We start from the raw sequence: 12,575 nt of genomic DNA, 5'->3' as shown, positions 1-12,575 counted from the left end.
CCGGGAGGTTTCCATGTCCGCCTCGGTTCGTCGGCGGCTCGGCCGTCGCGGCCGCGCCGCCGCCGCGTTCGCCGCGCTGGTCGCGTTGACCGCCACCTCGTGTTCCTCGTCCTCCGATCAGGCCGGCTCGGACGCCGCCACCGCGACCCCGATCAAGCACGTGGTGGTGATCTTCCAGGAGAACGTCTCCTTCGATCACTACTTCGGCACCTACCCGGCCGCGGCCAACACCGACGGCACGTCGTTCACGGCCCTGCCGAACACTCCGAAGGTGGACGGCCTCACTCCCGATCTGCTCACCAAGAACCCCAACCAGGCGCAACCCGTGCGGCTCGGCGGCCCCGGCCAGCAGATCACCTGCGACCAGGACCATGAGTACAAGGACGAGCAGCTCGCGCTGGACGGCGGCAGGATGGACCGGTTCGTCGAACACACCAATGTGTCGGAGGGCAAGTCCTGTAAGCAGCCGACCTACGGTCCCCAGGGCCTGGTCATGGACTACTACGACGGCAATTCGGTGACCGCGCTGTGGAATTACGCGCAGCACTACGCCATGAGCGACAACTCCTGGACCACCACCTTCGGCCCGTCCACCGTCGGCGCGCTGAACCTGGTCGCGGGCCAGACCCACGGCGTCACCCGGATGGAGCCGCCGAAGCCGGGCCAGCCCTTCCCCGAGGACACCGTGCTGGAGAACGCGGGCAACGGCCAGGGCACCGTGGTCGGCGACCCGCAGCCCTTCGGCGACGACTGCTCCAGCCGTGACACCGTCCAGATGACCGGCACGAACATCGGCGACCTGCTCAACAAGAAGAACATCACCTGGGGGTTCTTCGAGGGCGGCTTCAAGCCGACCGAGACCAAGGACGGCAAGGCCGTCTGCGGCGCCACCCACAATGTCGGTGTGGCACTGGGCGGTACCGGTAAGACCGGCGACAAGGCATGGGACACCAAGGGCGACTACATCCCGCACCACGAGCCGTTCCAGTACTACCCGTCGACGGCCAACCCGCACCACCTGCCGCCGAGCTCGGTCGACAAGATCGGGCAGACCGATCAGGCCAACCACCAGTACGACCTGACCGACTTCTGGGCCGCCGCGGACACGGGCAGGATGCCCGCCGTCAGCTACCTGAAGGCCGCGGGCTACCAGGACGGCCACGCCGCGTACTCCGATCCGATCGACGAGCAGCAGTTCCTGGTAGCGACCGTCAACCACCTGCAGCAGCTGCCGGAATGGAAGGACACCGCGGTCGTGCTCGCCTACGACGACTCCGACGGCTGGTACGACCACGCGGCCCCGAAACTGGTCATGAACTCCGCCTCCGAGCAGGACGGCTACTCGGGTCCCGGCGTGTGCGGTGACGCCACGGCGAATCCCGCGAAGTACCAGGGTCGTTGCGGTTACGGCCAGCGGGTCCCGCTGCTGGTCGTCTCGCCCTACGCCAAGGCCAACTTCGTCGACCACGGCGTCACCGACCAGACCTCGATCCTGAAGTTCATCGAGGACAACTGGAAGACCGGCCGCATCGGCGACGACTCCTACGACGCGAAGGCCGGAACCCTGGACGCCCTGTTCGACTTCCAGGCGCCCGCCCGGCCGGTGCTGCGCCTGGACCCGGCGACCGGCGCGGCGAGCTGACCCGAATCCGCCCGACCGCCCGGCCTGTTCACTTCGAATAGGCCGGGCGGTTTCGTATTCGGGCGGGGCCGGTTGGACCTATAGTCGCTGACAGTGTGTCGAGCGAGTAGGGAACAGGTGTGATCGATCGTCGGAATGTGTTGCGGGGCGGGGTGATTCTGGCGACCGCGGGGGTGCTGGCCGCGTGCGGGACACCGCGGCGGGAGCGCGCGACCGCGGCGTCGGGCAGCGTGGCCTGGGAATACAAGGCCGACAGCGCGGTCAAAGGGGTGCGGTACGGGGCGGGGACGGTCGTGGCCGAATCCGACTCGACGCTGACGGGGATCGACGCCAAGGCCGGGCGGGAGTTGTGGCGGCTGCCGATCACCACGCCCGGGATCGGACAGCGGTCCTGCCTGTGGAACGGGACGCTGGTGGTGCCCGGCATGGAGCCCGACGCCGCCGGGGACCGGGTGGTCGCCGTGGATCTGGCGTCCGGGCAACGGAAATGGGTCTTCGACGCGCCCGAGGGCGTGACGGTCGCCGGGGTGTACGGGGTTCGGGACCAGGTGCTGTACCTGATCGCCACCGAACATGGCGGCAAGGGGCGCGAAGCGTGGGCCGTGGATATGGCGAGCAAGACGGTCCGCTGGCGGGTGCCCTGCGAGAGCGACGGGCTGACCGTGCCCGAGAGCGGTTCGCTGCTGTACAACCAGAAGCCGGGCAGCGGCGGCGATATCGTCGCGCTCGACCGGGAGACCGGCGAGACGGCCTGGTCGCGCGCGGGCGACAGCGCGGTCTCGGCGAGCACCATCGCGTCCGGACTGGTCAAGGGCGCGGTCCTGGCCAGCGACGGCGCACACACCGTCTCCGGCCTCGACCCGAAAACCGGTGCGGCGCTGTGGACCACACCCGCCCTGCCTTACGTGGCCGGCACGGTCTTCGGCTCCGGCGACGCCTACTTCCTCTGCGACGGTTCGAAACTGCACGCCATGAGCCCCGGCGGCGACACCTCCCCGCTGTGGAGCCTCACCGTCTCCGACAAGGGCGACGCCGTCGACGCGGCCGGTTACGGTTCCGCGGGCTCCTTCTACCTGCTGGCCGCCCGCTCCCTGCGCGCCATCGACGCCCGCACCAGCAAAATCCGCTGGATGCAGTCGATTCCGGACAAGCCGGGCCAAGAGGTCCACTTCGCCGTCGGCGACACCCACTGCTACGTGGAATCCACCGCCGATCCCGCGACGGTCACCGCCATCGCGCGCTGATCAGCGCCGCAGTCCGCGGGCCAGGTCCTCGCCGAGCAGGACGAAGATGTCGGTGGTGGCGTCGACGAGGTCTTCGCGGGTCATGGGGAGATCGCCCTGGAGCCAGGCGGAGAGGGTGTGGACCAGGCCGCCGACCAGGTAGTTGGCGCGGAAGCCGATCAGGGCGTCGGGTTCGGCCTCGGCGATGCCGTAGAAGTCGATGCCCTCGGCGGCCACCAGATTCGCGAACGCCTTGATGGTGTGGGTTGTGCGGGTGCGCAATTCGGGGGTGGCGGTGCTGACGACCAAGGCCACCCGGGCCTTGCGGGGGTCGTCGGTGAGGACGCCGATGCCGGCGGTGATGGCGGCGTGCGCCTTGGCGCGGGTGTCGTCGGGGGCGGCGTGCAGGCCCGCGATCAGGGCGGCGGCCAGTTCCTCGGCGATGGTGTCGAACAGGGCCGACAGCACGGCGTCGCGGCCGTCGAAGTTCTCGTAGTAGTAGCGCTCGTTGAGGCCCGCGCCGGTGCACAGCGCGGAGACGGTGAGTTTGTCGAGGCCCTGGGTGCCGAGGATGTCGAGGGCCGCGCCGATCAGGGCGGCGCGGCGCTGGGTGCGCCGCTCGTCGGCGGAGACGCCGCCGTAGGTCCGTTGCCCGGTCACGAACCGATTCTGGCACGGGCGCGATTCTGGCAGAAGGTCTTGCCAGAATCTGTCATCTGGGGGACTCTGTTTCCAGATGTGGTGGCGGCCATCACACCGGACCGGGAGGCAACGATGCCTGCACAGAGTGGCTACTTCTCCGACGACTCGATGATCCGGCGGGTCATGCGCAAACGCGCGGTCGGAGTCACCTACGGCCAGCGGGCGCTGGTCATCGGCGCGGTGCATCCGCTGCTCTACGTCGGGACCGCCGAGAACACCCAGCACCGGACCACCCCGTACACCCGGCTCGCGCTGACGGGCCGCCTGTTCGAGGCCGTCTCCCTGGGCACCCGCGACGAAGCCGACCGCGCACGGGAATTCACCCGCAAGCGCCACGCCCCGGTCGAGGGCGCGCTGCCCGAGTCCGCGGGCACAGCCAACCCGGCGGGCACCCGCTACTCCGCCAACGACCCGCACCTGATGTTCATGACCATGGCCTTCACCTTCGACTCCGCCGAGGTCATGCACGATCTGCTGGTCCGCCGCCTCACCCCGACCGAGCGCGAGGGCCTCTACCAGGACTACGTGCGCTGGGGCGAACTGTTCGGCATGCCGCGCACCGCCGCGCCCTACACCTACCGCGAATTCCGCGACTACTTCGACGGCTACCTGGCCTCCGCCGAACCCCACCTCACCGACGAGGCCAAACTGGTCGGCTCCTACCTGATGGGCCAGCGCGTCCCCCACCCCCTTCCGATGCCCGCCCAACAGGCACTCACCGGCTTCTCCCTCCTGGTCCAGGGCAGCCTCCCCGCCCGCATCCGCGACATGTACGACCTCCCCTGGGGCCTCCGCGAAGAAGTCGCCTTCCGCACCCTGGCCCGAGCCGTCCGCACCGCCCACATCACCCCACCCCTCCTCGGCAACCCCCTCACCGCCCCCATGACCGGCCCCAGCTACCCCCTGTACAAGCTGGTCACCCGACGCGAACAGCGCCTGATCGGCTCGGGCCGGGCCAGCATGCCGGGGGTGGATCCGCGGTCCTGGGTGGCCAGAAATACGGCCTAGCGGCCATGCGAAGATCGGTGCATGTCGAGTCCTGAGCCGACCGCTGAGCGTAAGCAGCGGGTACTGTCCGGAATCCAGCCCACCAGCGATTCCTTCCACCTCGGCAACTACCTTGGCGCGCTGCAGTATTGGGTGCGGCTGCAGGACGATTTCGACGCCTTCTACTTCATTCCTGACCTGCACGCCATCACGGTGCCGCAGGATCCCAAGGAGTTGCGCCGCCGCACGAAGGTGTCGGCCGCGCAGCTGCTGGCGCTGGGCGTCGACCCCAAGAAGTCGACGCTGTTCGTGCAGTCGCAGGTGCCCGAGCACGCCGAACTGGCGTGGGTGCTGAACTGCATCACCGGCTTCGGCGAGGCCAGCCGGATGACCCAGTTCAAGGACAAGTCGGTCAAGCAGGGGGCGGACAACGCCACCGTCGGGTTGTTCACCTACCCGGTGCTGATGGCCGCCGACATCCTGCTCTACCGGCCGCAGCTGGTGCCGGTCGGCGAGGATCAGCGGCAGCACCTGGAGCTGTCGCGAAACCTGGCGCAGCGCTTCAACACTCGCTTCAAGAAGACCTTCGTGGTGCCCGAGGCGCACATCGTGACCGGCACCGCCAAGATCTACGACCTGCAGGACCCGACCTCGAAGATGAGCAAGTCGGCGGCCTCGGACTCGGGCCTGCTGAGCCTGCTCGACGACCCGAAGGTCTCGGCCAAGAAGATCCGCTCCGCGGTCACCGACACCGAACGCGAGATCCGCTACGACCCGGAGGCCAAGGCGGGCGTCAGCAATCTGCTGGTCATCCTGAGCTCGCTCACCGACACTCCGATCGTCACGCTCGAACAGGACTACGCGGGCAAGGGCTACGGTGACCTGAAATCGGATACCGCCGACGCGCTCATCGAGTTCGTGACACCGCTGCGCGCGAAGGTGCAAGAATACATGTCTGACCAGGGTGAACTCGATCGTGTCCTCGCTGCCGGAGCCGAGCGGGCACGGGAGGTCGCCGGGCGGACTCTCGCGCAGGTGTACGACCGGGTGGGGTTCCTCGCCCGCTGACCCGGCCGCCGCGCGCCCAGGTGTGCGGAGGTGGCGTGTTCGGGAATCTCGTCGACAATGTCGAGACGTGGATCAGGACGCAGATCCGGCGACGGCCCTGGCTCGACCATATGGTCCGGGCTGGCGGCCGGTATCAGCGGCAGCGCGGCGACTACTACGCCGCGGGCATCACCTATTTCACGGTGCTGTCGCTGTTCCCGCTGCTGATGGTGGGATTCGCGGTGGCGGGCTTCGTGCTGTCGCGGAATCCGCAGTGGCTCACCGATATCCAGGACAAGATCGTCGAGAACATTCCGGGCGCCGCGGGCAGCTCCATCAACGATCTGATCCACCAGGCCGTGAATTCGCGGGCGAGCGTGGGCACCATCGGTCTGCTGGCCGGTGCGTACGCCGGGCTCGGCTGGATCGCCAACCTGCGGGCGGCGCTCACCGAGCAGTGGGATCAGCCCAGTAAGAAGCGGAACTGGTTCGTATCCAAGGCGTCCGACCTGCTGGCGCTGATCGGGTTGTTCCTGGCCATCCTCGTCTCGCTGGGCCTGTCCGTGCTGGCGTCGAGCGGGTTGATCAGCAGCCTGCTGGATCGCCTGCACATTCATCAGACGGCATGGATGACAGCGCTGCTCACCGTGGTGTCGCTGCTGCTCGCGATACTCGCCAACTGGGCGGTCTTCGCGTGGATGATCGCCCGGCTGCCGCTGCACCCGGTCACCTTCCGCAGCGCGGCCCGGGCGGCGCTGATGGCCGCGGTGGTGTTCGAGGCGTTCAAGCAGCTGGCCACGATCATCCTGCGCTCGGTGGTGAACGGCCCGGCGGGCGTGGTGTTCGGCCCGATCATCGGGCTCATGGTGTTCAGCTACTTCACCGCGCGGATCATCCTGTTCGCCACCGCCTGGGCCGCCACCGCCTCGGACAACGAAGTGGCCGAGGACATTCCGGCGCCCGCCCCGGCGGTCATCCGGCCGCGGGTGACGGCGGCGGGCTTCCCGGCGGGAGCGGGTGCGGCGTTCTTCGGGGCGGGAGCGTTTGCGGGAGTGCTGCTTTCGATGCTGCGCCGCCGCTGACTCAGCAGTGGCTGCGCAGGTTCATCTTGGCGACGAGCGGGTAGAAGTTCTTGTTGAACGAGCCCTCCGCGAACCAGCGGTACTGCTTGTGCTTGTCGGGCAGGTTCTGCGCGAACTTCGCCTGGTCCTGCGCGTCGTAGAAGTGCACATTGCGCAGCGCGGTGAGCACCGCGCCATTGCTGTCGCGCAGTTCGGCCCACATCAGCCAGGCGTCGTTGTTGCTCGACGAGGTGACGGTGCCGTCGAACCAGGCGTGCCCGTCGGAGTCGATGGTCCACTTGGCGCCGCCGAACAGGGTGCAGTCGCCGCTGTGCAGGTCGTGGTCCCAGGAGTACCACTTCTGGGACGCCGCGGACGCGGGCCCGGCGGAGGTGGTGGCGCCGAAGACGCCGAGGGCGAGCACCGCGGCGGCCAGCGGGGCCAGGCGGCGCAGGCGGGAGCTGCGGGTGGTTTTCATGGTGGGGTCCCCTCCAGAGTCGTGACCGGGATTCCGGCGTGTGACCACTGTGCGAGGACCCACCAACGGGGTACCAATGACGGACCAATGGCCGATCAGCGGCGGCGGCTCAGCCTCCGCGCGGCCAGCAGCAGCGCCACGACCAGGAAGACGCCGCCGACGATGAGCGCGGTGCGCAGATCCTGGTGGTCACCCGAACCGGTGTCCGGCTCCGGGGCGGCCTCCGGCTGCTGCGCGGGCGGACTGGCCAGTGCCACCGAGGGATTCGCCGCGGCGGACCCGTCGGGCATGGTGCCGATACTCGCCCCGGCCGGGAGCGTGTAGGCCCAGTCGAGCAGTTTGGCCGCCTGCTCCCACGGCCGGAACGGCCGCACGTCCGCCTTGAGCAGGCTCACCACATAGCGGCGGCCATTGCGTTCGGCGGCCGCCACGAAGGTCTGCCGGGCGTCGTCGGTGTAGCCGGTCTTGCCGCCGATCGCGCCGTCGTACTCGAAGAGCAGATGGTTGTCGTTGGCGATGGGAAAGCCGGGATGATCCTTGTCGCCGGGGATCTTCGGGTCGGCGGGGAAGCCGGGGAAGTCCACCTGCTCGGTGTGGATCAGTTCCGCGAACAGCGGCAGCGTCATGGAATGCCGGAACAGCATGGCCAGGTCGTAGGCCGAGGTGCTCATGCCCGGCCCGTCCAGCCCGGACGGGGTGGCGGCGCGAGTGTCGAACGCCTGCAACTGTTTCGCCATCGCGTTCATCTTCGCGACGGTGGCGTCGTCCCCGCCCAGCTGGGTCGAGATGGCATGCGCCGCATCGTTTCCCGACGCCATGATGAGCGCCTGGAACAGCTGCTTGTTGGTGTACGTGCCGCCCGGGCCGATGCCGACCCGGGTGCCGTCGGCGTTCGCGTCGTCCTGGGTGCCGGTGACCACGGTGTTCAGGTCCAGGGCCGGGATCGCCACCGCCGCCAGCAGCACCTTGATGGTGGAGGCGGGGCGATACCGGCCGTGGGGATCCTTGGCCGCGAGGACCGCGCCGGAGTCCAGGTCCGCCACCTCCCACGCCGTCGCCGAAATCCCTTCCGGCAGTGGCGCGGCCCCCGTCGGCAGGATCACCCCGCAACCGCCCAGCCGTTTGCCCCCGATGGGCGGATCCGGGATCGGCAGGGCCGCCGGCGCCTTCTGCCCGGGCTCGGGCACCTCGGAGGAGTCGATGGGGGACGGCGGCGTGGTCTTGTTCGGGCAGCCGTCGGTATTGGGGGTGGTGAACGGCGTCGTGGTGGTCGACGGCTCGGCTCCCGCGGTTCCCGGTAGCACCGGCCCGAAGGCGGTGCCCGAGAACGCGGTGAGGCCCGTCGCGAGCGTCGCGGCGGCGAGAAGGCGCGAATACCTGCGGTTACTCATCGCGCCCGACTTTATCGCCTAGTTGGCGGAGTGGTTGACAGGGCAGCCGTGGGCGAGTGGGCCGAGCAGCTTGTTGTTGTCGTAGAAGTGCTCGAGTTCGACGATGCGCAGGTCCTCGGAGACCTTGGCGATGGTCACGCCGGTCATCTCGATGAGCTCGCCGGTGGGCTGGTGGCCCTTGTACTCGCCCTCGTAGCGACCCCAGTGGCGCCACTTGAAGGTGACGGTCGGCGGGCCGGACAGCACCTCGACGACCTCCCAGAAGAAGCCGCCGGGGAAGGCGGTGTGGAAGATCTTGTGCGAGGACTCGAAGTCCTCACCGGCGACGTCGTAGAAGGGGTTCTCGCCGATCAGGATGTTGTAGGACCCGATGCGCGCGAACTCCTCGGCGTCCTGCCACTGGCCGCCGTTGACGCGGCCGCGGTAGTGCTCGGCCACCAGGGAGACCCACTTGGCGGGGTCCTTCTTGTGCGAGACCTCCATCTCGAAGACCTTCACGAGCTCTTCGACGATGTGCTCCAACGAATCCGGCGCGTGCTGGGTGGTGCGCTCGACCGGGATGACTTCCTTGCTGAGGTGGTAGTCGGGCGCGCCCTCACGCCAGTCCTCCGGCGCGGCCGCGGCGATCACGGCGTCGCGGCCCTGCAGGTGCAGGGGGGTCTCGACGGATTCGGTTGCTTGGTCGGTCATTTCGTGCCTCACGTGTCCAGACCCTTTGCGGGGTCGTCGATCTCGAAAACGGACCGCATGACGGTAACAGCAGGGAGATGCCGTGTCGCGACGAGCATTTGAGACACCGGTACCAAAGGGCGGAATGGTGACACACCCCATTGCAGCCTCGCTGAACTCATGACACGACAAGAATTGACAGTCTCTCCAAAATGAGAGACGCTCTCATTATTGAGAGGCACTCAAATGATTGGAACTGTCATGAAAGCTGAGGGAGTGCGCCGCTGGCTGGCGCTCGGAGCCCTGGCCATCGCCATGCTGACCATCGGGCTCGATGTCACCGTCCTCACCGTCGCCCTGCCCACCCTGGCGACCGACCTGCACGCCGACACCTCCGCGCTGCAGTGGTTCAGCAGCGCGTACACCCTGGCCCTGGCCGCCTTCATGCTCCCGGCGGGCGCCCTCGGCGACCGCTACGGCCGCAAGAAGTTCCTGCTCGGCGCGCTGGTGCTGTTCGGCGTCGCCGCCGTCGCCTGCGCCTTCGCCACCACCTCCGGCCAGCTCATCGCCGGACGCGTGGTGCTCGGGCTGGCGGCCGCGGTCATGATGCCGCTGTCCATGGCGGTACTGCCCACGTTGTTCCCGGAACCGGGGGAGCGGCAGCGGGCCATCACCATCTGGATCACCTCCACCGCCATCGGCCTGCCGCTGGGTCCGATCGTCGGCGGCTGGCTGCTGCAGCACTACTGGTGGGGTTCGGCGTTCCTGCTCAATGTGCCGCTGGTGATCGTCGGCGCGCTCGCCGTCGCCCTGCTGGTGCCGGAATCCGGCAGCGGCAACCGATTCCGCATCGACCTTCCCGGCGCACTGCTGTCGGCGGCCGGAATGCTCGGTGTCACATACGGTTTCATCCGCTGTGGTCAAGAGGGCTGGGGCGACGCCGTGGCCTGGACCGCCATCGCGGCGGGCGCCGCGCTGGGCGGGGCGTTCGTCCTGTGGCAGCGCCGTACCGCGCACCCGCTGGTCGATCTGGGCCTGTTCGCCGAGCCCGGATTCCGGTGGGGCACCGTGTTCATGATCCTGGTCAACTTCGCCATGTTCGGGCTGTTCTTCACCATGCCGCAGTACTTCCAGGCGGTGCTGGGCGCGGACACCCTGGGGAGCGGCCTGCGCCTGCTGCCGCTGATCGGCGGCCTGGCCGTCGGCTCCCGATTGGTGGACCGGCTGCTGCCCAGGGTGGGTGTGCGGGCGGTACTGGTCACCGGATTCGCGCTGCTGGCAGCCGGTCTCGGACTGGCGGCGCTGATCACCGTGGACAGCGGGTACGGGTTCGCGGCCACCGGGCTGGTGCTGCTGGGCGTCGGCATGGGGTTCGTGATGCCCGCCGCCATGGGCGCGGCCACCGACGACCTGAGCCCCGAGCGGGCCGGGTCCGGGTCGGCGCTGCTGCAGGCGCTGCGGCAGGCCGGCGGCACCATCGGCGTCGCCATCCTCGGCACCGTGCTGTCCACGCAATACCGTTCGGGGCTGGGCGATTTCGACCGCGAACCGATCTCCGACGGCGTGAACGCCGGGGTCGGCGTGGCCCGCAAGCTCGGCGATCCCGCGCTGCTGGCGCATGTGCAGAGCGCGTTCGTCGACGGCATGAGCGCCATGCTGTGGGTGTGCACCGCCATCTGCGCGGCCGCCGCGGTGCTGGCCGCCCTGGTGATCCGCCGCAAGGATCCGGTCGTGATCGACGAACTCGATGCGGGACAATCGGTCCATGTCGGCTGAGACTGCCTCCGCGACGCCCCCGGCCCCGGCGAAAGCCGCGGCCGGGGGCGGCCTGCGTGAACGGAAGAAGGAACGCACCCGCCGCACCATTCGCACCGAGGCGTTCCGGCTCTTCCGGGAGCAGGGCTACACCGAGACCACGGTCGAGCAGATCGCGGCCGCCGCCGACATCTCGCCGAGCACCTTCTTCCGGTACTTCCCGTCCAAGGAGCAGGTCGCCCTCGCCGACGACCTGGACCCGCTGATGATCGCGTCCATCGAGTCCCAGCCCCGCGACATCACCCTGCTGGCCGCGTTCAAACAGGCCACCCTGGACGCCTTCTCCTCGCTCACCCCCGAGGAATACGCGTTCGAGAAGGAACGGATCGAGCTGCTCTACTCGGTGCCGGAGCTACGCGGCGCGGTCGCCCAGGAGATCCAGCGCAATATGCTGATGGTCGCCGAGATCGCGGCCAGGTGGACCGGCCGCGCCTCCGACGACTTCGAGGTGGTGGCCTTCGCGGGCGCGCTCACCGGGGCCATGATGGCGTTCATCGACCGGGATCCGTTCTCGCCGGACCAGATCGTGCGGGTCATCGACTTCCTCGAGGGCGGAATCACCTCGCTCTAGACCGGTTTCACACCCACCAGCCGCGCCACCGTCTCGTCGGTCATCGTCTCGAAGAACCCGCCCACCACGTCCTCGATCTCGGTGACCGACTCGGCGCAGTACAGCACCGGCTGATAGTGCGTGATGTCGTAGACGATGGTGCCCATGGCGTGGATGTCCAGCGGCCGCAGGTCGGCGTCGCGGAACTCCTCGATCTCCCCGTACGAGGACAGCAGCCCCGCACCGTAGCAACGCACTTCGCCGTGTTCGCGCAGCACCCCGAACTCGAGCGAGAACCAGAACACGTCGGCCAGGAACTTCAGCGCCCGCTCGGTCTCCAGCCGGGCCACCGCCGCGCCGACCGTCTCGTACAGGGCCGCGAAGCGCGGGCTCGCCAATTGATTGGCGTGGCCGATGATTTCGTGGATGGCGTCCGGCTCGGGGGTGTACAGCGGCGCCGAGTGATGGCGAATGTACTGGGTGGAGTGGAAGGTCCGATCCGCGAAGGACCCGAAGAACTGCCGCAACGGCACCAGTCCGGCGGCGGGCGCGTACCGGAATCCGGTGAGCGGCACCAGCTTCGCGGACACCTCGTCCAATTGCGGAATGTGGTCGGACGGCAGCCCCAGCCGTTCGGCCGCGTCGATGACCTCCGCGCACGCGTACTTCGCCCGCTTGCGGGCCAGCTCGGCGGACACGATCCGCCACACTTCCTGCTCCTCGGCGGTGTACTCGACGTGCGGCACCGGATCGCCCGGCCGGTACTCGAGGGCCATGGCCGCGATGGCATTGCGGCGGGTCCGGTACGCCGGATCGTGCACGCCCGGATGCTCGTCGCTCAGATGCACTGTCACATCGCCGTCGGCCCCCTTCGTGACCGGCGAGTACAGCTGGGCCTCGGTGAACATACTTCGATGCAAGCACCGCCCGGTGATCTAGACAACGAACGGCGGCCGACGGCGATGTGACAGTGCATCTGAGCGACGAGCATCCGGGCGTGCACGATCCGG

General features: G+C 68.7%; 12 protein-coding genes. 7 read left to right on the top strand and 5 right to left on the bottom strand.

Annotated elements, in window-relative coordinates:
* Nucleotides 1-13 precede the first annotated feature (13 nt).
* Both ABZ382_RS36055 and ABZ382_RS36050 read left to right on the top strand, forming a co-directional pair.
* The gene (locus ABZ382_RS36055; protein ID WP_357098717.1) at nucleotides 14-1,642 is read left to right on the top strand and encodes an alkaline phosphatase family protein; all 1,629 of its coding nucleotides are present in this window, start codon (nucleotides 14-16) and stop codon (nucleotides 1,640-1,642) included.
* A gap of 119 nt (nucleotides 1,643-1,761) precedes the next feature.
* Entirely contained in the window at nucleotides 1,762-2,886 is a 1,125-nt protein-coding gene (locus ABZ382_RS36050; RefSeq protein WP_357098714.1) for a PQQ-binding-like beta-propeller repeat protein, read from the top strand.
* Here ABZ382_RS36050 and ABZ382_RS36045 read toward each other — a convergent pair whose 3' ends face one another.
* The gene (locus ABZ382_RS36045; RefSeq protein WP_357098711.1) at nucleotides 2,887-3,525 is read right to left on the bottom strand and encodes a TetR/AcrR family transcriptional regulator; all 639 of its coding nucleotides are present in this window, start codon (nucleotides 3,523-3,525) and stop codon (nucleotides 2,887-2,889) included.
* A 114-nt stretch (nucleotides 3,526-3,639) separates the two neighbouring features.
* Between ABZ382_RS36045 and ABZ382_RS36040 the strand changes: the two genes are divergently transcribed.
* From ABZ382_RS36040 to yhjD, 3 genes are read left to right on the top strand one after another with little or no spacing between them, the layout of a single operon-like run.
* Nucleotides 3,640-4,575, top strand: a complete 936-nt coding sequence (locus ABZ382_RS36040) for an oxygenase MpaB family protein (RefSeq protein WP_357098708.1) — start codon at nucleotides 3,640-3,642, stop codon at nucleotides 4,573-4,575.
* A gap of 21 nt (nucleotides 4,576-4,596) precedes the next feature.
* Nucleotides 4,597-5,622, top strand: a complete 1,026-nt coding sequence (gene trpS, locus ABZ382_RS36035) for a tryptophan--tRNA ligase (RefSeq protein ID WP_357098706.1) — start codon at nucleotides 4,597-4,599, stop codon at nucleotides 5,620-5,622.
* A gap of 35 nt (nucleotides 5,623-5,657) precedes the next feature.
* Complete coding sequence (gene yhjD, locus ABZ382_RS36030) at nucleotides 5,658-6,683, top strand: inner membrane protein YhjD (RefSeq protein ID WP_357098703.1); 1,026 nt, start codon at nucleotides 5,658-5,660, stop codon at nucleotides 6,681-6,683.
* A gap of 1 nt (nucleotide 6,684) precedes the next feature.
* Here yhjD and ABZ382_RS36025 read toward each other — a convergent pair whose 3' ends face one another.
* The 3 genes from ABZ382_RS36025 to ABZ382_RS36015 form a co-directional block, all read right to left on the bottom strand.
* Complete coding sequence (locus ABZ382_RS36025) at nucleotides 6,685-7,140, bottom strand: DUF6294 family protein (protein ID WP_357098700.1); 456 nt, start codon at nucleotides 7,138-7,140, stop codon at nucleotides 6,685-6,687.
* Nucleotides 7,141-7,235: 95 nt separating this feature from the next.
* Nucleotides 7,236-8,531 (bottom strand): D-alanyl-D-alanine carboxypeptidase family protein, encoded by a 1,296-nt coding sequence (locus ABZ382_RS36020; protein WP_357098697.1) that lies wholly within the window; start codon nucleotides 8,529-8,531, stop codon nucleotides 7,236-7,238.
* A gap of 18 nt (nucleotides 8,532-8,549) precedes the next feature.
* A complete protein-coding gene (locus ABZ382_RS36015) occupies nucleotides 8,550-9,221 on the bottom strand; it encodes a SnoaL-like polyketide cyclase (RefSeq protein WP_357098694.1) in 672 nt (223 codons plus the stop codon).
* 240 nt (nucleotides 9,222-9,461) lie between these two features.
* Here ABZ382_RS36015 and ABZ382_RS36010 point away from each other — a divergent pair, with 240 nt between their 5' ends.
* Both ABZ382_RS36010 and ABZ382_RS36005 read left to right on the top strand, forming a co-directional pair.
* On the top strand, nucleotides 9,462-10,976 hold the full coding sequence (locus ABZ382_RS36010) for an MFS transporter (protein ID WP_357098691.1): 1,515 nt from the start codon (nucleotides 9,462-9,464) through the stop codon (nucleotides 10,974-10,976).
* Nucleotides 10,966-11,586 (top strand): TetR family transcriptional regulator, encoded by a 621-nt coding sequence (locus ABZ382_RS36005; RefSeq protein WP_357098690.1) that lies wholly within the window; start codon nucleotides 10,966-10,968, stop codon nucleotides 11,584-11,586. Before ABZ382_RS36010 ends, ABZ382_RS36005 begins: the two co-directional genes overlap by 11 nt.
* Here ABZ382_RS36005 and ABZ382_RS36000 read toward each other — a convergent pair.
* Complete coding sequence (locus ABZ382_RS36000; RefSeq protein ID WP_357098687.1) at nucleotides 11,583-12,473, bottom strand: phenylalanine 4-monooxygenase; 891 nt, start codon at nucleotides 12,471-12,473, stop codon at nucleotides 11,583-11,585. The two genes, ABZ382_RS36005 and ABZ382_RS36000, sit on opposite strands and share 4 nt — an antisense overlap.
* Nucleotides 12,474-12,575 lie beyond the last annotated feature (102 nt).

The organism is Nocardia sp. NPDC005825, from assembly GCF_040630175.1.
Taxonomy (GTDB): Bacteria; Actinomycetota; Actinomycetes; order Mycobacteriales; family Mycobacteriaceae; genus Nocardia.
This window is presented reverse-complemented; position numbering and strand designations above follow the sequence as displayed.